At 48.0% G+C, this 19,960-nt stretch carries 22 protein-coding genes and 1 pseudogene; 21 read left to right on the forward strand and 2 right to left on the reverse strand.

Going from position 1 to position 19,960, the window contains the following annotated elements; all coding sequences use genetic code 11:
• The first annotated feature begins 178 nt into the window (after window positions 1-178).
• The 4 genes from L6442_RS28475 (at window position 179) to L6442_RS28490 (ending at window position 3,344) form a co-directional block, all read left to right on the forward strand.
• Window positions 179-2,005, forward strand: a complete 1,827-nt coding sequence (locus tag L6442_RS28475) for a reverse transcriptase/maturase family protein (protein WP_212978233.1) — start codon at window positions 179-181, stop codon at window positions 2,003-2,005.
• A 113-nt stretch (window positions 2,006-2,118) separates the two neighbouring features.
• Entirely contained in the window at window positions 2,119-2,238 is a 120-nt protein-coding gene (locus L6442_RS32910) for a DUF6133 family protein (protein ID WP_272880362.1), read from the forward strand.
• Window positions 2,239-2,293: 55 nt separating this feature from the next.
• Window positions 2,294-3,130 (forward strand): conjugal transfer protein TrbL family protein, encoded by an 837-nt coding sequence (locus tag L6442_RS28485; RefSeq protein ID WP_212978234.1) that lies wholly within the window; start codon window positions 2,294-2,296, stop codon window positions 3,128-3,130.
• 4 nt (window positions 3,131-3,134) lie between these two features.
• The gene (locus L6442_RS28490) at window positions 3,135-3,344 is read left to right on the forward strand and encodes a mercury transporter (protein WP_212978235.1); all 210 of its coding nucleotides are present in this window, start codon (window positions 3,135-3,137) and stop codon (window positions 3,342-3,344) included.
• A gap of 71 nt (window positions 3,345-3,415) precedes the next feature.
• On the opposite strand, the gene L6442_RS28495 is transcribed toward L6442_RS28490, so the two are convergent.
• On the reverse strand, window positions 3,416-3,979 hold the full coding sequence (locus L6442_RS28495) for a GrpB family protein (RefSeq protein WP_212978270.1): 564 nt from the start codon (window positions 3,977-3,979) through the stop codon (window positions 3,416-3,418).
• Between the two features lie 188 nt (window positions 3,980-4,167).
• Here L6442_RS28495 and L6442_RS28500 point away from each other — a divergent pair, with 188 nt between their 5' ends.
• The 17 genes from L6442_RS28500 (at window position 4,168) to L6442_RS28580 (ending at window position 18,640) form a co-directional block, all read left to right on the forward strand.
• Complete coding sequence (locus L6442_RS28500) at window positions 4,168-4,503, forward strand: hypothetical protein (RefSeq protein ID WP_212978236.1); 336 nt, start codon at window positions 4,168-4,170, stop codon at window positions 4,501-4,503.
• A 38-nt stretch (window positions 4,504-4,541) separates the two neighbouring features.
• Window positions 4,542-4,946, forward strand: a complete 405-nt coding sequence (locus tag L6442_RS28505; RefSeq protein WP_237100427.1) for a prepilin peptidase — start codon at window positions 4,542-4,544, stop codon at window positions 4,944-4,946.
• 25 nt (window positions 4,947-4,971) lie between these two features.
• On the forward strand, window positions 4,972-5,712 hold the full coding sequence (gene cpaB / locus L6442_RS28510; protein ID WP_212978238.1) for a Flp pilus assembly protein CpaB: 741 nt from the start codon (window positions 4,972-4,974) through the stop codon (window positions 5,710-5,712).
• Complete coding sequence (locus L6442_RS28515) at window positions 5,705-6,553, forward strand: hypothetical protein (protein ID WP_212978239.1); 849 nt, start codon at window positions 5,705-5,707, stop codon at window positions 6,551-6,553. The genes cpaB and L6442_RS28515 overlap by 8 nt, the downstream gene beginning before the upstream one ends.
• Window positions 6,550-7,890, forward strand: a complete 1,341-nt coding sequence (locus L6442_RS28520) for a CpaF/VirB11 family protein (RefSeq protein WP_212978240.1) — start codon at window positions 6,550-6,552, stop codon at window positions 7,888-7,890. Before L6442_RS28515 ends, L6442_RS28520 begins: the two co-directional genes overlap by 4 nt.
• On the forward strand, window positions 7,887-8,825 hold the full coding sequence (locus tag L6442_RS28525) for a hypothetical protein (protein ID WP_212978241.1): 939 nt from the start codon (window positions 7,887-7,889) through the stop codon (window positions 8,823-8,825). Before L6442_RS28520 ends, L6442_RS28525 begins: the two co-directional genes overlap by 4 nt.
• An 11-nt stretch (window positions 8,826-8,836) precedes the next feature.
• Window positions 8,837-9,088, forward strand: coding sequence for a hypothetical protein (locus tag L6442_RS28530; protein ID WP_212978242.1), 252 nt, complete (start codon window positions 8,837-8,839; stop codon window positions 9,086-9,088).
• Window positions 9,066-9,665: a JAB domain-containing protein gene (locus L6442_RS28535; protein ID WP_212978243.1), complete on the forward strand. Its 600-nt coding sequence runs from the start codon at window positions 9,066-9,068 to the stop codon at window positions 9,663-9,665. The genes L6442_RS28530 and L6442_RS28535 overlap by 23 nt, the downstream gene beginning before the upstream one ends.
• A gap of 154 nt (window positions 9,666-9,819) precedes the next feature.
• A complete protein-coding gene (locus L6442_RS28540) occupies window positions 9,820-10,692 on the forward strand; it encodes a secretion protein F (protein WP_212978244.1) in 873 nt (290 codons plus the stop codon).
• A gap of 24 nt (window positions 10,693-10,716) precedes the next feature.
• Window positions 10,717-11,112, forward strand: a complete 396-nt coding sequence (locus L6442_RS28545; protein WP_237100112.1) for a DUF4320 family protein — start codon at window positions 10,717-10,719, stop codon at window positions 11,110-11,112.
• Entirely contained in the window at window positions 11,109-11,645 is a 537-nt protein-coding gene (locus L6442_RS28550) for a hypothetical protein (protein ID WP_212978245.1), read from the forward strand. The genes L6442_RS28545 and L6442_RS28550 overlap by 4 nt, the downstream gene beginning before the upstream one ends.
• 127 nt (window positions 11,646-11,772) lie before the next feature.
• Window positions 11,773-12,375 (forward strand): DUF6550 family protein, encoded by a 603-nt coding sequence (locus L6442_RS28555; RefSeq protein ID WP_212978246.1) that lies wholly within the window; start codon window positions 11,773-11,775, stop codon window positions 12,373-12,375.
• A 63-nt stretch (window positions 12,376-12,438) separates the two neighbouring features.
• Window positions 12,439-14,169 carry a DUF8193 domain-containing protein gene (locus L6442_RS28560; RefSeq protein ID WP_212978247.1) on the forward strand — a complete coding sequence of 577 codons (1,731 nt, stop codon included), beginning with the start codon at window positions 12,439-12,441 and terminating at the stop codon, window positions 14,167-14,169.
• A gap of 21 nt (window positions 14,170-14,190) precedes the next feature.
• Complete coding sequence (locus tag L6442_RS28565; RefSeq protein ID WP_212978248.1) at window positions 14,191-14,871, forward strand: hypothetical protein; 681 nt, start codon at window positions 14,191-14,193, stop codon at window positions 14,869-14,871.
• Between the two features lie 3 nt (window positions 14,872-14,874).
• Entirely contained in the window at window positions 14,875-15,702 is an 828-nt protein-coding gene (locus L6442_RS28570) for a C39 family peptidase (RefSeq protein ID WP_237100113.1), read from the forward strand.
• 17 nt (window positions 15,703-15,719) lie between these two features.
• Window positions 15,720-17,531, forward strand: coding sequence for a VirB4 family type IV secretion system protein (locus tag L6442_RS28575; protein ID WP_212978249.1), 1,812 nt, complete (start codon window positions 15,720-15,722; stop codon window positions 17,529-17,531).
• Between the two features lie 95 nt (window positions 17,532-17,626).
• Entirely contained in the window at window positions 17,627-18,640 is a 1,014-nt protein-coding gene (locus L6442_RS28580) for a hypothetical protein (protein ID WP_237100114.1), read from the forward strand.
• A 518-nt stretch (window positions 18,641-19,158) separates the two neighbouring features.
• Here L6442_RS28580 and L6442_RS33215 read toward each other — a convergent pair.
• A pseudogene (locus tag L6442_RS33215) lies at window positions 19,159-19,659 on the reverse strand (transposase).
• Window positions 19,660-19,960 lie beyond the last annotated feature (301 nt).

The raw sequence follows: 19,960 nt of genomic DNA on the forward strand, positions 1-19,960 counted from the left end.
GGCTGACCCCCAAGAAAGATGACGCTGAATATCTGGCAAGGCAACGGAGCTTCCATAGTAGTCCGAGAACCCTGAATGGACAGGGAAAGCCGTAAAATCGGATGCGGATAATGCCGCTCACATGGCGAAGGGAAGCAGTCTGTCTCTTAATACAAAGAATGGAAGGATGCGAGAGGCATTGCGAAATCCAGTTGAAGTATTAAACAGTCTATCTAACCAAGCATGCAAGGAAGGCTATCGCTACGAACGTCTGTACCGCAACCTGTACAACGTAGAGTTCTTTCTGCTGGCTTATCAAAATATCTACGCCAGCGAAGGCAATATGACGGCAGGAACCGATGGTCAAACCATCGACGGTATGGGCGTAGCGAGAATCGAAACACTGATTGCCCGTTTGAAAGACCACAGCTATCAGCCTCATCCGGCGCGGCGTACTTACATCAACAAAAAGAACGGCAAGAAACGCCCGCTGGGTATCCCCTCCTTCGAGGACAAGCTGGTGCAGGAAGTGGTCCGCCTGATACTGGAGAGTATTTATGAGCCGACCTTTTCAAATCTATCTCACGGATTCCGTCCAAAGCGAAGCTGCCATACTGCTCTGCTGCAACTGCAAGCCCATTTTACCGGAACCAAGTGGTTTATTGAGGGAGACATTAAAGGATTCTTCGACAATATTGACCATACTGTATTGATCCAACTTCTGCGCAAACGAATTCGGGATGAATACTTTATCGCACTCATCTGGAAATTCCTTAAAGCGGGTTATGTCGAGGATTGGACCCTTCATGCCACATATTCCGGGACGCCGCAAGGCTCTATTGTCAGTCCGATTCTATCGAACATCTATTTGAACGAACTGGATGGCTACATGGAGCGGTTGATGAGGCAGTTCAACAGCGGCCAAAAGCGAACCAAAAGTGAGGCTTATGCCCATCTGGAACAAAAGCTGAAATACATGCGCTATAATAAGTGTTCCTCTTCCAACTGGGAAAAGCTTGATGCAGCAGAAAAGCAGCAAGCGGTGAAAACAATCAAAGGGATTCGCAGCGCCATGCACCAAACCGCCTACTCTGACCCGCAAGACAGTAGCTACAGGCGTCTTTTCTACATCCGGTATGCAGATGATTGGCTGTGCGGTGTCATCGGCAGCAAGGCGGATGCGGAGGAAATCAAGACGAACATCAAGGCATTTCTGGCCGACACGCTCAAACTGGAGCTATCGGAGGAGAAGACCCTGATTACCCATGCCCATGACAAAGCGCGTTTTCTCGGGTACGACATTTTTGTTGCGGACAATGAAAGCCTGCGAAAAGACAAAAATGGGTATACCCGGCGCACCCGTAATGGCAAGGTTAAATTGTTCGTCCCCCGTGAAAAGTGGCAGAACAAGCTCATCGAATACAAAGCTCTGGAAATCAGCGTTCACAGCGGTCAAGAAGTATTCCGCCCGACTCATCGCACGTACCTCATCAGCAATGACGACCTGGAGATCCTGAACCAATACAATGCTGAAATCCGGGGCATGTACAATTATTACCGCATCGCGGATAACGTAAGTGTCCTCGGTCACTTCAATTATGTGATGAAGTTCAGCATGTTCAAAACCTTTGGGGCCAAATACAAGCTTCGTATCAGCCAAGTGCGGAAGAAGTACGGATATAAACGCTTTGGCGTAAAATACCGCACGAAAGCAGGCAAAAAGACCTTGTATTTTTACGATGGTGGCTTCAAGAAGGATCAAACAGGAACAGCCAACGCCGATGTGGACATGGTTCCCAAAGTGTTTCGCAACAGTAATCCGACAAGTCTGATTACGCGGCTAAAAGCCAGCCGCTGCGAATGGTGTGAGACGGAAAATGTCTGTCTGGAAATTCACCATGTCCGCAAGTTAAAAGACTTGAAGGGCAAAAAACGTTGGGAGCGGCTGATGATCTCCCGAAGACGCAAGACATTGGCCTTGTGCGGTCCATGTCATGATCGTCTGCATGCTGGAAAGCTAGACTGATAGACAGATGGAGAGCCGGATACGCTGAGAGGTGTACGTCCGGTTCGGAGGGGAGTGTTTGAAGACCTGCCGCTCGTAAAACGGCAAGGCGTTGGGCGCTTACCCTACTCAAGATTCTTATGGCTGTTGTCATTGGGGCGCTCGTCTTGGCCGGTCTGTATATGCTCTTTGGTGATACCATTTTACCGACGCTGAAACAACGAATTCAGGAAATGTTCAATTACAGGGGATAAGTCCTGCCTGGAGCGGAAGCGGCGTTACCGCCGCTTTCCCGGAAAGGAGGAATCGGTGGATAAAATTCTATTGTTACTCATTATCGCCATTCTAAATGGCACGCTCATCTACATGGATACGTTGTTGAAAGACATCATCCCCATCTCTCTTTATGCAGAGCGTTACATGACGCTTTCCACCGGTGTGGATCTTGCTGAGAGTTTGTATGATATCCTATTCAGCTTTGGCGTCGCGCTTATGATCTTGAAGTTTTTGAAAAAAGGATTTGAAATTTATGTCCTTTGGACGGACGGCGATCCGGATGAGGAACCGCTGTTTTTGCTCACCAACTTTTTCCGGGCCATGGCCGTCGCCATCTGCTTTCCCACCATCTACACGTGGCTCGGTCAGATCGTAGAGGAATTAACCGACCGGCTGCTGGTCGTCATTGGCCAATCCACCGATTATAACTGGCAGTATTGGGTGGACAGCATCAGTTCATTGGGACTCGTGACGGCCATTTTCGGTCTAATCTTTGTTGTCTGCTTCTTCATTCTTTATTTCCAATTTCTGATGCGCGGGCTGGAGATGTTTATTTTGCGGGTCGGTATTCCACTTGCTTGCGCAGGGCTGCTGGATAATGATCGAGGCATCTTTCGCGCCTATGCGCAGAAATTCATGCAATCGATGCTGGCCGTCGTCATTCAAATCGCACTAGCCAAATTGGGCGTTGGCCTGATGTTGCAAGACCATATTTTTTGGGGTATGGCTTGCATGGTGGTAGCGATTCGGACGCCTCGATTCCTGTCTGACTTCCTGATTACAACCGGTGGGGGCGGCGGTGTCGTGAACAACGTCTACCAGAGCGTAAGGCTAGTCGGCATGGCCCGAAAGCTCATAAAGGCCGGGTGAAGAAATGATTACGCTAGAGGAACTGGCCCAGGCGATTATCGTACTCATTCGCCTGGGCTGCGTTTTCCGTTTCATCTATTGCATGGTGCGCCTTTCAGGAGCCGACGATGAAGCAACCAAATACAAAAAGCGCACGCGCAATGTCGTATTGTTTTATCTGCTCGCAGAAAGCATCTGGCAAGTGAAGGACATTATTCAGTATTACTACCAGTAACAGAGGTTTCCCTCCCTATCACAGGGGAAAGCGGAACCTGCATCTATGAGCCCCTGCAAATCTTAATCGTTTCACTTAACCGCATTCGCTCTCTCCATAATTTCCTTTACAATTGAATCTTTTGCATCTGCATAATCTTGCACGTGACGCCATTGATGTCGTGCCAAGCTACGCTTCACTTGTGCATACACGTCCCGGTCGGAGTCGTTCGCTTTGAGCCAATTGCGGAAAAGCAACATTCGCTCGATTTCGGACGCCCCCTGGCTAAATACGTGAAGATTAATTGCTGTATCGGGACCTTGGAATAGACGGTGTTCAAACCAATCGGGTTCCCGTATGTGTAGCGTGTACCCCTCTTCCTCCAAGTCAGGAACGTAGGCCGTTTCGTCCGCAGAATTCTCTACTACCAGCAGCATATCGATGATTGGCTTGGCACATAATCCTGGCACCGAAGTAGATCCAACATGCTCCAATTGCAGAACCTTGTTTCCAAGTATTGAACGAATTCGTTCGGCCTCTTGCTCGAAAATTTTAGGCCAGTGCGGATCATAATCCTGGAGAATTATGGATGTGTTGTGAGGCTTCAGTTCACCAATCGTTGCTTTCTGAAGCCTTTCCTCACTGGTAGATGCCATATTTGAATGATTATGATTCGATGTCAAATACTCCACCCGCTTTCTTTCATATTTGATATGAAAACGCTAAGCTCTTCAATATACCACAAATGTATATCGAAGCAAAGGCCTGTACCTTCCCCTTTCCTTACCCTCTATCCCTTGTTCTTAATTCTTTTCAATCGGAAAAAGGAGGTTCCTACTTTACCATGGATCAAAATCAATCTCTATACATTCCCTTAGGCGTCAAGCCGGAAGCCGAGTGGTTTCCCGGCTTCGGTAAACATCAGCTTGGTCAATCATCTATTGGCTCACTTGCTGCTGTTGTAGTCGCCCTATGTCTTTGGCTGATGGGCAGAAGTGTTCCGCTCGCAGTGGTTACTTTCCTGATCGGCGTGTCCGCCTCTGTGATGATGACAACCAAGGACCGTCATAATTTGTCTGTACTGGATCAGATCATGTTTATGATTCGTTATGCCAAGTCTCAGAAGTTCTACCCTTATCGCAGTTTAAACACTTGGACTACGACGGAATACAAGCTATGATGCACACAGAAACCGCCACCGCCTTACTGATACAGGGGATGTTATTTTCTACGCTTCTTCTTATTGCTAGTTTTCACGACATTCGCACACGCGAGGTCCCCAATTGGGTGCCGATCGCCTTAATCGGCTCAGGCTTGCTCCAGTTCCAGCTTGTTCCGGCTCTTATCGGCCTCGTATCTACCAGCTTGCCTTATCTGCTTGCCGCTGTTACCACAAACGGAAAAATCGGCGGCGGCGATATTACGCTGATGGCAGCCTGTGGTTTTGTTTTGGGCCCAGTCGGCGGCCTTCTGCAAAGCATTATCGGGTTAACATTCGTTTTGCTCTTCGCGATAGGAATCGTTTATCGTCATGGGCTTAAAAAAACCAAGCAAACCGCCTTCCCGCTCGTTCCTTTTCTTACGGCAGGCGGTTTGCTCACGTTTACATTACTTTATTTGTGATTGACGAAGGAGGATATTCCAATTCATGAATTGGCTAAAAAACCGTACCGTTCTGGGGATAAGTTGCATAATCTTATCCCTTATCCTTTGTCTCGGCATTGCGCCGCTGTTGAATCGAAGCGCCAGTGAAAAAGTCGCGATTGCCCGCATCGTTCAAGAGGTAGCCGAGGGCGAGGCCATCACTGCCGCTCATGTAGAGACCGTGTATGTAGGAGCCTACAATCTGCCCACTGACGTGCTAAAATCCGAAGACCAAGTTGTCGGACAGTATGCCGCGGCGGATCTGAAAGTTGGAGATTATTTGCTCCCTTCCAAATTGTCAGCCTCTCCCCTCGATGCTTATTTAACCCGTCTGGACGGACAGAGACAAGCCTTGTCGGTTACAATCAAAAGCCTCGCAGCGGGCCTTTCCGGCAAGCTTCAACCTGGTGATATTGTTAGCTTATTCGCCACCGACTACGGCGACTTTCGCACAACCACGTTGCCCCCGGAACTGCAATACGTAGAAGTGCTGTCGGTTACGACCAGCAGTGGTCTGGATGCCCAAACCACAGCAAACGATCAAAACGAAAGAGAACTGCCTTCCACACTTACCTTGCTCGTCCGGCCTGAGCAAGCCGTATTGCTGACCGACATTGAAAGCAAAGGAAAACTACATGCGGCATTGGTTTATCGGGGAGATGCGGCAACAACACAGTTATTCCTCGATAAACAAGAAGCGTATTTCTCGTCCAAATCACAACCGGAGGATGTTGCTCATGAGTAATAAACCGCTTATCGTCCTATGGGGCAGTCCGAATAGCGGTAAAACCATCGCTACCGTCAAATTAGCGCAAGCTCTGGCCGCTCACCGTAAAAATGTACTCGTCATATTCAGTGACGCCCTCTGCCCTTCCGTTGCCGCTATCGTACCTGGGCAAGCTAATGAGCAGAAATCGCTTGGTGAGCTGCTCAGTCTGCCTTCGCTTGCCCAGGAAGATCTGCTCCACTATTCGCTTGCGTTAAAAGGCTCGCCCCATCTCGCCTTTCTCGGTTATAAAAAAGGCGATCATGTCTTTTCTTATGCTGACTATAGCCGCGAGCGAGCCGTCGACTTGCTGACTCTGGCCAGACATACTGCCGATGTTGTGCTGGTAGACTGCGCCAGTTATGTGTCTTCTTATTTGCTTTCGACCGTGGCGCTGGAGTTAGCCGACGTAATATTCCGATTTCACAACTGCGATCTCAAAAGCCTGATGTTTTACGCCTCCTATTTGCCGTTATTGTCCGATGCCCGATTTCAGCATGCGGAGACGATTCCGATTTTGTCCAATGTCAAGCCGGGACAAGATAACCGGGCATATAGCCAAGTTGTCGGGGGAATCCAATTCCTTCTGCCGCACGTCGCAGCGCTGGAACAACAATCCCTCGAAGCACGACTCATGGACCCGCTTCCGCCCGGCAAGGACGCGACTCTTTATCAGGAAGGCATCTCCCACATGATGAGGTTGATCATCCCCGAGGACGTACAGAAGTCACATAAGAGTACCGCGGCAGCTACGAGCAAAGCGTCTGTCGCTCCATGGTTCAGAAAGCAGCTTGAACTTTGGCGAGGTGATCGAAAATGAATCAATCCGCACTCTATTTCTCTAGCCAGTCCAAGCCTTTTAGTGAAGTGTTGATAGAGGTGCAAGCTTACCTCTCCAGCAAATACGCGACTTTGCTCAGTAGTCATCAGGTAGAACAGAAGCAGCAGATTATCGCCTATATCAGTCAATACTTGACCGATCACCGGCTGCACGTGCCTGGCCTAGCTTTTGATGAGCTAATCGACCGTTTGTATGCGGAAATGGTCGAGTATTCGTTTTTGACACGCTATTTATTCGCGAGTGATGTGGAAGAGATCAACATTAACGGCTATAACGACGTGAAAATCAGTTACACGAATGGCGCTATCCTGCCTGCTGATGAACAATTTGCTTCCCCTGAACACGCGATCAATGTCATTAGGCGTTTGCTGCACCAATCCGGTATGATTCTCGACTACTCGCAGCCCATCGTTCGCGGACACTTGGCCAACAATATTCGCATTACCGTTTTCGGCATGCCGATCACGGATAAGGACAAGGGCATCGCCGCTTCCATTCGAATCGTCAACCCACAAAAACTGGCGCGGGAAGATTTTATCCACAGCGGTACAGCCACCGGTGAAATGCTGGACTTTCTCAGCCTATGCCTGCGATACGGTCTTTCGATCTGCGTAACCGGAGCAACCGGCAGCGGCAAGACGACCCTTATGAGCTGGCTATTGTCAACGATTCCTTATGACAAGCGAATCTTTACGATTGAAAACGGCACTCGCGAGTTTGACCTGGTGATGACGGACGGGGAAGGGCACGTCCTGAACAACGTGGTGCATACAGTGACACGATCCAGTGAAGACCCTCGTCAAAACATCGACCAAGAAAAATTGTTAGAGTATGCCTTGACTGCCAACCCCGATGTAATTTGTGTAGGTGAGATGAAATCTGCCGAAGCATTTGCTGCACAGGAAGCAGCCCGTACCGGACATACGGTCATTACGACAACCCACGCCAATTCCTGTCTCGCCACCTATTACCGAATGGTGACACTTTGCACACAAAAATACGAAATGAACGATACAACACTGTACAATCTGGTTACTGAAGCATTTCCGATTGTTCTGTTTGTCAAAAAACTGGAGGATAATGTCCGTCGCATCATGGAAATCACCGAATGCCGCATTCATTCTGACGGTACGCGTGAGGTGGTTCCTTTATACCGATTCGCCGTCCACTCTACACGGGAAGTCTGCGGGCAAATTCGTATCGAAGGTGACTTCGAAAAAGTAAATGACATCTCACCCGGTTTGCAGAAACGTCTATTGGAAAATGGCTTGCCGCTATCCATGTTGCAACAATTAAGAGGGGGCGATAGCACATGATGGTGTTGCTCCTGCTTTCCTTTGTTGGCTTATCCGCTGGAAGCCTGATATTACTGAGCCTGACTCCCCGTTCGTTAATGGAAGCTTTATCGGAGTTCTTGCAACGGAGGCAGATGCGCAGGCAGCCGATCGCCGAGCAAATTCGGCGTGTTCAGCGACCGAAGAAATTGAAGGGCTGGCGCGCCACCATTGTCGAGGCGACCACGATCTTACATCAAATCGGACACGAACAGCGTACAGGTTTCCTTTTCGCCCTTTCCTTGATGCTGGCGATAGGCGGCGCTCTACTCGCCCTGATACTGAACAACATTTGGCTTTTGCCCGTCCTTGCAGGCGGGTTTGCCATGTCGCCTTTTTGGATCGTGCTATTTCGTGCAACGTTCTACAAAAAGCGGCTGCATGACGAATTGGAAACCGCATTATCCGTTATTACAACATCTTATCTGCGCAGCGAGAATATTCTAGCGGCGGTCGAGGAGAATTTGCCGTATCTGAATCCGCCCGTATCCGATGTGTTTCAAGCATTTTTAGCGGAGTCCAAACTGATTCATACGAATCTTCATCTGGCGCTCACAAGACTGCGTGGTCGCATTCATAATAGTGTCTTTCAGGAATGGTGCGACGCATTGATGGCCTGTCAGGAGGATCGCGCGCTGAAAACGACACTCATGCCCATTGTCGCCAAGCTATCCGACATGCGCGTCGTTTCGGCTGAACTGGACGCAGCCCTCTATGAACCACTCAAAGAGTTTATTACGATGGCTCTGCTGCTGATCGGCAACATTCCACTGCTCTATTTCTTAAATCGGGATTGGTATCGCGCTCTGACGCAAACGACGCCAGGGCATGCTGTGTTGGCATTGTGCGCGCTAGCAATCTTGGTATCTTTGGCTGCCGTCATTCGGCTGACGCGGCCACTCGATTATCGAAGATAGGAGGCCCCTATATGAACAACAAAGACGTCGCTTCCTTGCTGGGAGAGTTGATAGAGGCGGATAAGGATGAGTGGGTCAGTTTGGAAAGGCTGCTTAATCGGTACGGCGTGGTCGGCTTTTTCCAAAAGTTAGATGAGAGAATGCCCTTGTCAACGGAAAGCTTGGAAAAACTTCAAGCGCTTCAATCATTGATAGACATCCTGTCAAAAAGGTATGTGGAACTTGGGGAGGGAAACGGATGTGAGCCAGCTCCACACCAATGAGAAGTATGTGGCTGACTTTGTCCATTCCATTCACAAATTAACCCGCATCCCATTGCACAAGCTGGAGGAATACGGCAAGGTAAACAACCTCATCAACGTACTGGAACATCCTCGCGTATTGGAGCCGACCACTGCACAATTTCAAAAAATTGAGCAACTCAATGCGTTCCTTCGGGCCTACCGCGTGGTCAAGTGGGAGGAGGAAAACGCCAGACAGTGTATTCGCTCACCACAACATGCTGGCGACTATTTTTCCACGCTTCTCGATGGCGTTCGGGACCGGGAACGGTTTATGGTTGCCTTCTTGAACAACAGCAATCGCATCATCGAGACCCGCACGATTTCGGAAGGCGGCATCGACCAAGCGCCTGTCTACCCCCGTGATGTCCTAAAAGCCGCCTTGAATTGCGACTGCTCTGCTGTGATTTTTGCGCATAATCATCCGGGCGGCACCCTCTCCCCTTCTCCCGAAGACATACAGTTAACGCGACGGATGGTCGATATTTTCGAGCCCTTAAACATCCAAGTACTCGATCATATCATCATCGCGGGCAATGGCTACCTGTCCATGGCTTAAATGGGCAAACTGCCGAGCGTTGCAGAAAGGGCCGCCAACTACGATTCCATCTCCCTTCCGGTGATGGAACAAATCGGCTTTCTATACGAAACATTGCATTCGCCAGATGAAGTTGAAGATGAATGGGAACGGTAAAGGAGGTGTCATCTGATTCATGACTGAACTTCTTGTGGGCTTCAGTCTATTTTTTGCAGCCGGAGCCTATTTTTTATTAGCCGATCTATTGCAAGTCTCCACCCGTGCCAACACAAAAGCGATTCTGCAGGTCGCCAAAATTGGAAAAGGGAAATCATCCTCCCTGCATGTCCTGCTCTTTCGCCTCTCCGCTTGGCTAGCCGAACACTTGAAGCTCAGTGACTACTACAAACGAAAAACAGCGGCTACGCTTCGTTCAGCCGGCATCACCCTCACGCCCGAAGTGTTTCTGTCGCAAGCGATTGTGAAAGCAAGTCTAATCTTTGGTGCCGGAATGGCCCTTCTTCCCTTTCTACCGCTGCTATCCCCGCTCTTGATCTTTCTGGCTATCGCCTTCTTTTTTAAAGACTACCGCTCCGCCGATGAAGCGGTACGAAAAAAGCGTGAGCAAATCGAATCCGAACTTCCCCGATTCGTCGCAACCGTATCGCAAGAATTGAAGGCCTCACGCGATGTCCTGCGGATACTCGAGACGTATGCGAACCATGCTGGAGAGAGTTTACAGCATGAACTACAAATGACGATCGCTGATATGAAAAGCGGTAGTCTGGAAACCGCGCTACTCCGACTGGAGACCCGGATCGGCAGCACGATGCTGTCTGATATGGTACGTGGCTTGTTGGCCGTGTTGCGCGGTGATCAGGGTGTGGTCTATTTTGAAATGCTAGCGCATGATTTCAAGCTGGCCGAGATCCAACGACTCAAACGGATCGCGATGAAGCGCCCCGGCAAAATCCGCAAATATTCCTTCCTAATGTTAGCCTGCTTCATGCTTACCTACATGGTCATTATCGGCATGGAGATTATGAAGGCTGTTGGTGAGTTGTTTTAATCTGCTTATGAAAGGAGGCTTTCTATGCTGTATCGAGCTCTCCGCTCCCGCCGCGGCGAAGGGTATATCGATGTTACCGTCATTGTGCTCGCAGCCATGCTTTGCATCGGACTTGCCGTTCAAGTTTTTCCGGTATTTATGGCCCAGCAAAAGCTGGATACGTTCGCGAGTGAATTGGCCCGGGAAGCAGAGATTTCTGGCAGAGTCGGCCCTGAAACCACACAGCGAGCCAATGAGTTGCAACTGCAAACCGGGCTGTCTCCCAACATCGCATGGAGCAAAACCGGCCCAATTCAAATCAACCAAGAGGTAACAGTCACACTGCGCACGACAGCAGATATCGGTTTTGGAAGCTTTGGATCATTTCCCATCGAGCTTTCAGCTACTGCGAAAGGAAAGTCCGAGGTGTACTGGAAATGATGCGATTCTGGAAAAATTGTTCCGGCAGCGGGTATCCGCTTGCGATTACAATTGTGCTGGCAATTCTGCTGCTATCTTGCTGCATATTTGAATATTTCCGGCTATCCATCATCGCAGCAGAGGTAAGGATCGCCACACAAAGTGCCATTATATCCGTAGCAACAGAAAATTACAACCTGGTCTACAACGGCTTGCGGCAAAGCTATTCAGGCGGGTATACTCGAGCCGACAATCAATGGCAAGAATCTTGGACAACAGGTGACATTTACAACCGCATTAGCCGGGATTTAGGACTGGTTCAAGAAGGGAGCAGATATATGCGGAAATCCGCTGACTACACCGAGTACAGCATCTCTGAACTTGAAGTCGATATCATGAATACGCCGTTCGCTCCTGCGTCACCCGATTCCATTCAACAATTTACCGCCGAGGCACAGCTACAGCTTTCCGTGCCGCTATCTTTCGGCTGGGGCCATCTGCCTCCCATGAAAGCGAGTTTGAAGGTTCAGGCTGTGTATCGACCACGATTTTGAAAGTGCAAGCAAGATTCTACTGTAATCAACAAGATCGCTGTTCAAGTTGGAATTTACAGATTTATACATTATAATGAGGATAACCTTTCCTTTTTCGATTCGTTCACTGAAAAGGAGTTGATTCGTCGTGAAACGTAAAATATGGGTATGGACGAGTTGCATTATTCTTTTAGGTGCCATTGGTTTGTGGGCGTTCAGCAACGATGGAGGCCAATCTTCCGAGGTTGAAACGATCGTGCCTCCCTCTCCCGATTCTGCTCTTGTGACGATACCCGATATTGATCCCGAACCATCTTCTAAGACCGACACAAATTCGGAATCACCTGGGCAGAACCCCGAAAAAGACGGTTCTGCTTCAAGTCATATTCCCGAAGCTTCGCAAAATACAGAACTAAGTATTTCAGAACCACCTGGCCTGCAACCGGAGAAAGAAGTTACAGAAGTCGAAGTCCCCCTTACCGATCCGACACCAACGCCAAAGCCGACAGAGCCGCCAAAGCCTAAGCCCAAAGAAACAGATAAACCACAGTCTCCTGACACTCCGCCTACTTATGAGGAGAAGGAAACTCAGCCCAACAAGCCGCAGGATGAGCCGAAAGCTGGTAACAAAAACGAAAATGGAAAAGTCCTCGTGCCAGGGTTCGGTTGGGTTGAGCAAGGAGGCCCTAGTCAAGGTAGCAAAAGTGAATCAGATGGTGATTGGAATAAACAAATAGGTACAATGGATTAATCTATTAATGAAGCAGAGGTACAGGTAATCACCTGTACCTCTTTGCTTTGGGAGGAGATTCGATTGAAACGTATCCTCATATCGGTTCTAACTTTATTGGTCATGGTTTCTTCCCTCTGTTCCCCTATTTATGCAAACGGCGACGGGAATATTGACAATGGCGGAGGGGACATGGGATCAGGAACATCTCAAAATAAATGGTCACCCGGTTATGACGGAGTACGGATTACCATAATTCGCTCTAGTGACAAAGCAGTGGTTTCCACCCCTATTGACTATACCAACAAGACATTGCCTAGAGACATCATACACTTTGGGAAGACTAGCAAGATTCAATATCTAAATCACAGCCCATTGAAGCCCTCTACCGATATCTACCGATATAAAATCCCTGCATCGCCAATGCCACGTATAATCAGCTCTGGCGAAACCGTTACCGACATCGAGGTCATCAAAAAATATTTCACTTCTGAAGGCGCAGTAAAAATGGTAGCCAACGATACTGGCATCGACTTCGATTCGTTAACTAACGGAAACTATAAGCTGTTGCTGGAGCCCATTGCGTATCTAACCTTTCAAGGCGTATTCATGTCGATGACTGCTCATGAAGCGGCTTTGTACGATCAAATCCTTAGTGGCGGTCTACGTTCCAAGATGGTGAGCCTCACCCATCAAAATCTGCCTTTGTCCATGTTTCTTGAAACGCCTGACCTCGATTTTCCCGCATGGAGCGGCTCACGCAGAGGCAGAGTGAGCAACGACCAGATTATCTCATCCTTAGGACTTGGTATTGTCCGTTTTAACGGTGCGCCAACTACACCTCCACCACCGGTCCAGACAAGCGTGCAGTACCGTACCAATACCGATGTCATCACCTCCGTAAGGCTCTCCACTTCCGCCGCGATTACTCCCGAATCCCCAGCCAGCGTATCGTTTCATATTTTGGGTAGCCGTTATACGGTTAGCAATATTGTCATTCCAGAGGGGGACAGTCAACTGGTTTGGGTGAAATGGCGCACGCCAAGCCAGCCACAAACACTCTCCATTCAGGTAAGTTCCTCCAAGGGTTCATTAAGTGCATCTTCTATCACCGCCTCCATTGTTGATTTAAATCAGAATACTCCCCCTGATCCGAAGGCCACAGATCGAAATGACAGTTTTCGGCAACCGTCCATCCCTAGCTATGCAGATAAAACGTCCGCTTCATGGGGCATATGGTCTGCACACTGGCATGAATATTGGGTTTGGATTCCCAAGTGGCGTTGGATCAGCACGGGACCCGATTCCGGTTATTGGGTAGACAACGGACATTGGGAGGATCAGGGCTGGTGGGAATATACTTGGACAGGTTATCGTGCCTCGCTTTCTGCCACACAATCTATTTCCCCTGATGCCAAGTCTCCCAGTACAGTTTCCGACCGTATCAAATCCGGATACGGAATTGAAATGGACGTATCGGCTGACGTGCCTTCAAATGCGCCCAGCAGCCACTTAACCGGCGCGCAAAATGCCGTTTCCTATTTTCCTGAGTTTAACTATCGAACATATTGGCGATTGCATGATTCGAAAACGAGTGGATTAAAGGCCGACTTTGGGCTAAAACCGAATGACTTCTCCACTTATCAAAGTCGGGTACACTTTACGCCTATTTGGTATCCCGACGGTTTCTATACTCCAATTACTCGTGTGTTGGACGCCTGGACACCGGACGGGATGCTTACCTTGCAGCTTCAAAGTGCGATCACGATTTCCGGCAACTTGTTTTCCGATTGGCATATTTCACCACTAAAATAACGAAAGGATGGTGCTGCTTTTATGCTGATACCGATCCTCATCCTGCTCTTCTGCGTCATAGGCGGAGGAGCTGTTCTATTTTTTCTCCGAACCGGCAAACGACGGTCGCAATTGACCATCGACGCGGCCGCGCAAACAGCGCAACAATTCGTCAACGTTCAAGATATTCAAGGCCATTTCTTGTATACGTTGGACGGCTGGGTACTATCTTATCTTCGCATCTTTCCGATCAGCCTTGACCTGTTAAGCCTATCAGAGAAACGAATGCTCATCCGCAAGCTAACCGCTGAGCTTTCTTCCATTCGATTCCCCTTTAAATTTCTGGCTGTAAGCCGCCCCGTCGATATTTCTCCCCTAATCACAGATCTTTCCTCCCTGCTCCCCTCTGCCGATTCAGCACAAAAAGAATTGCTGCGTCAAGAATTGATGGAGATGAACTCATTAGCGCTATCCGGTGAAGTGGTAGAGCGACAATTTTATTTGTCACTCTGGCAACGGCAAGAGCAAGGCGGTGAACGCGAACTACTAGACAAGGCAAAGCGACTTGTCCAGCACTTTGAGGATGCTGGGGTTCAGGCTCAACTCCTCAAGCAACAGGAGATTGTTCGGCTATGCAATCTGGTAAACAACCCAGCATACAGTCATCTGGACCAAGCTGACCCAGAGGAAGCAATACCATTTTTATTTTACAGGGAGGGATAACACATGGACCCAACTACTGCCAAGCTGTTAGCACAACTTGCCGTGAAAGTGGCAGCCGATGAAGAAGCACGTAAACGACTCCTCCTTCTCATCGCAATTCCTGCCGCCACGCTATTACTTTTGATTGCTATGATTTTGCAACTGTTAACTTCACCAATCGAATCCCTCAAGATATTCCTCACTCCCAATGAAACGCCGATTGTAAAGGGATTGCGTTCTGATTACGGATACACACAGTTGTTACAGAAAGAAGATGACGGTTACTTGGAAAGTAACGGGCAGCAATATGAGGGTGTCGTATTTCAAGACGGTAGCCGTGAGGTCGTGTACTTCAATCAAATGGATGCTCGATGGGCAGACAAGCCTTATGGCCCTATCGATACGATCGGTATTGCCGGTTGCGGCCCGACTTCTCTTTCCATCGTTGTCTCCACGCTTCTCACTGATCAAACCGTTGATCCGGTCACCATGTCGAAGTGGGCCTACGACAATGGATATTTAGCGGAAGGCACCGGCAGCTACCATAGCCTGATTCCAGACGGGGCCAAACATTTTGGCTTACAGGTAACAGGCGCAACCGCTAAGGAAAAGCAGACCATCATCGATGCTTTAGCTGCCGGTAAGCTCGTTGTCGCCATTATGGGCAAAGGCCATTTCACTTCAACCGGCCATTTTATTGTTCTGCGCGGCGTCACAGAAGATGGACACATTTTAGTCGCTGATCCTGCAAGTAAAAAAAGGAGCGAGCAAACTTGGGACTTCAATATCATCTTGGCTGAAGCCAGAAAAAATGCCGGTGCAGGCGGACCATTTTGGATTATTCATTCATGAAAGGAGTGGCAATTCATATGTCACGAGATACTTCCGTGTCCTCTAATCCCTCTTTGTTGAATGCGATCACACCAATGGGCCTTGAATTCTTACGCACAGGCCTCTCCGTCGGTGAAGAATCTGCAAAAATGTATGGCGTAATCCAATACCCTCAAAAAGTGGACATTGGTTGGCTCTCCCCTCTTACCAATCTGCCTGCTACTATGGCTGCCATCGGTTTTCAGCCGATTGACAACAGCGCGTTGATCAACGCCATCTCCAAGTCCATCACCCAAAACCGCAGTCTGGCCGACAGCGCAAAAGACCCGCTCACCCGACAGCGGGCAGAAAAGGCAGCGGCAGACGGCGAACAAATTATGTTGCAAATCGACCAGAACGGCGAGACAGTTGGTTTGATGAATATGGTTGTCATGCCGTTTGCCCAGGAAGAAAAACATTTTACTCGTGCTTGCCGCCGCGTTGAAAATACATTCAGCATGATGCGCTGTAAAATTCGTACGCTCGCTCACCTACAAAAAGAAAGCTACACTCATTTATCTCCCTTATATCCAGCGCATGAGCAAATTGAACAGGTGCTGAACAAAATTATGCCGATGAGCACCTTCGTCGGCGGGTTTCCCTTTGCCAGTAGTGGTTTTAATGACGGGACTGGTTATTACTTAGCTAAAGACGCCAGCGGCGGGCTGATTATTGTTGATCTATGGCGGCGCGGCGGCGATCGAACGAATTCCAACATCGTTGTGATGGGTGTAGCCGGTGTGGGTAAATCGACGGCGGTCAAACATATCGCGCTTAGCGAATATATGAAAGGAACCAAAATCATTTTTGTGGACCCGGAATCTGAATATAAGGAACTGACTCAGAAGTTAAACGGCGATTGGATTAATGCCGGTGGCGGCATGGGCGGGAAAATCAATCCGCTGCAAATTCGCCCAGCTCCTCGTGACGAAGAAGACGAGGAGCATCCCCTATATAAGGATGAAGGAAACGGCATGTCGGATATGGCCTTGCATCTCAAAAATTTGGAGATATTTTTTAATCTTTACATCCCTGATCTTACAATGATGCAAAAAGCCGTTCTCAAGCAATGTTTAATCGAGCTATATCACCAGTTTCAAATCTCTTGGACAACGGACATCTCTAAACTGACGAGTACGGACTTCCCTACCTTTTCCAATCTCCATGACCTTCTTCAAGCTAAAGAACAGAATACAAACGATGAAGTCTATAAAGAATTATCCCTGCTGTTGCACGACATTGCACACGGCGGGGATTCTTTTTTATGGAACGGTCACAGCACCATTCAAACCCGCAGCCGCTGCATTTGCCTGGACACGCATTCACTGCAAAATACGTCCGACAATATTAAGCGAACGCAATACTTTAATCTGCTGTCCTGGTGCTGGGAACAAATGTCGCAAGATCGGAATGAACGGGTACTACTGATCTGTGATGAATCTTACCTTATGATTGACCCGAACGTCCCACAAAGCCTTGTCTTTTTGCGGAACGTTGAGAAGAGAGCGCGGAAGTATGAGGCGAGTCTGGCGATCGTCTCTCATAGCGTGGTTGACTTTCTTGCCCCCGAGGTAAAAATGTACGGTCAAGCTCTGCTCGATATTCCAAGCATCAAAATCCTAATGGGAACCGATGGACAAAATCTCCAAGAAACACGAGAACTATACAATTTAACCGAAGCGGAAGAGGAATTGCTTGCCAGTAAAAAACGCGAACACGCCTTACTTATGATCGGCTCCAAACGCATGCACGTCCACTTCGAGATTCCCGAATACAAGTTTGCTTATATGGGATCTGCAGGAGGACGATGAAGGATGGATAAAAAGAAGCAACTCATCGAGCTCTTCATTTATATCATCATCGTGATTGTAGGAGCAATCCTATTGATTATGAAAGAAGGATGACCATGATTCTATATTTGACCAGCCATGCAAACGTGAATTTACTGGATCAATTCGAGATGGAGCAGGAAATGCCGGTAAAGAAACTGATCGGACAATTTTCGCTCCTCTCCTTTGTGGTCAAGGACATGCGGCACTTTAACCATGTTCGATACATCGCGATTGATCGAAAGGCCATATTGGAATCCGATGAAGAAATGATACAGGCCCTTTTATCGTTTCAAACGATGTACGAGATTCGTATCATTGTCATTGCCGAAGGACTGCCGGACAGCAGTCCCTTTCTACAGCAACTAATTCAAATTAGAATCACGAATGTGGTGACTTCAGAACATATCAAGACAATGCTGGAAGAAATACAGGATTGCTTTTCAGAGCAAGGGATGCAGCGATATATTCCTGCTTTTCCCCCTGAACCGGTTAACGAAACAGTGGGTACTTTTCATCCTCATGAAGAAAAATATAGATTTGATTGTAAAAACATACAGATTGCCGTAGCTGGTAGCGATCGACGGGTAGGCGTTACGACAACAGCAATGAATTTGGTTTTTTGGATTCAAGCACATGGAGGGAATGCCTGTTATTTAGAAGCCAACACGAGCAAGCATTTGGCTCACATTATCCATCTGTTCGATCCGGAAAAAGTGGGTAACGCTTATGTAATGGAGGGGGCTGATTTTTACTTAACCCCAGAGTTTGATCGCGATTATAACTTTATTGTGACGGATTGTGGAGTTTTAGGTGAGCCCAGACTACAGGACTCCTTCACAAAAGCAGATGTTCGAGTACTCTGCGGCTCGGCTATGCCTTATGAACTGCCAGTGTTTTATCGGGCCTTGGAACGCTGTAAAGGCCTTTCTGTATGTGCAGTGGGATTATCCGTAACTGAAAATTTAAAGCCTGTTTTGCTTCAAATGCTGAGTCATAACATCCTATTCGGCGATAGCTCCCATGACCTTTTTGATTCAAAGGCTAATCATCAACTCTATTATCAGCTTCTTAAATGCTATGTATATTAAAATAGAATTACATGGTATAACAACCAGAGGTAGCGTCAAGAAGTTGGTGTATATTGTGCCTTTTGTGTATACCATGGTAATTTACGGTAGGGGTATCCATCAGCACGATGAATACCAAAATCACATTGTTTTGAATTTTTAGAAAAGGATCATCGAATAGCGTTTTTATCGCGTGATGCTGGAGGGAATTTTCTTCAAAGGCTTTGCATGGGAAAGGCGGGCATAATAGGTTATTGCCTTGGCGATACGAGTTTACGAGGTATCGCCGCTCCATGTCAAGCCGGCAGCAAAAGGACCTTTATGCAATCTGCTTTGAACGTTTCCACTCGGGTAGCAACCGTTATTCAAACATCTCTTTGAGCTTTTGTTTGATCCCCTCATCGTCAAATCCGCGGATCACTCAGTCTCATTGTAATCCATAATTCCCACGTAGACGAGGGCGAGTCCCGCGCATTTTTGTGGGTGATGCAATGTTGGACATCCGCCTTCGGCTAAGTCTCTTTAAAGGTCTCCTCAAGTCATGGATGGCCATCGAACACACCAAGCAGTACTTCTTTGGCACCACGGCGATGCTGGTCTCTTAGTACATCTCTCCATTCATTTGTGCTTTCATGGCCGCCGATATAGAAACCTAAGATTTGTCGGCAACTTTGTTCATTGATACCCATGCCCAGGTTCACTTCACTGTCGACCGTTTGGCGTTTTAATTTGATATAGCGACCATCTAAGTAAATCACATAATAGCGAGTTTCGAGCGGTCTGTTTTGCCAATTCTCAATGTCCTCCAGTACGGTAAGGGTAATTGTTAATGATCGTAGTCGGAGGCTATAGGAAGCCAAACATGCTCTCGATGAATTTTGTCACATCTCGGGTCTCCATGCCGGCCTTGTATATATAGATAACACCTCTTCAAGCCAACCGTCACGTCGTTGATACGGCTCAAACACCTGCGTTTGATATTGACCATTGTGATCTCTAAAAACTTGCAGGTCGTCAACTTTACCATAACGGGTATACAGAGTTCATTCATAGTGCCATCGCGGCTGTTCCAGTGATTAGGTTGCTCAACGTGAAGGTAGTTGCTGAGTTCTTCTTTCATGAGGAGTTCAATCTTCACTTGAACAAAGTTCTTCACAAGATTATCAAGTAGATCTGGGAGGACTAATTCGTATACAGTAGTCATGAGTAAGGTTCCATCCTTTCAGGTCACTTGGCATCTCTGAGGATGCCCTACTTTTTGTCCCCAGTGAAGGATCCATATCATAGTACACAAACAATTGTACGTCATCTGAATACAACATTGATGCTTGATTAAGATTT

Source organism: Paenibacillus azoreducens, assembly GCF_021654775.1.
Lineage (GTDB): Bacteria > Bacillota > Bacilli > Paenibacillales > Paenibacillaceae > Paenibacillus_AQ > Paenibacillus_AQ azoreducens.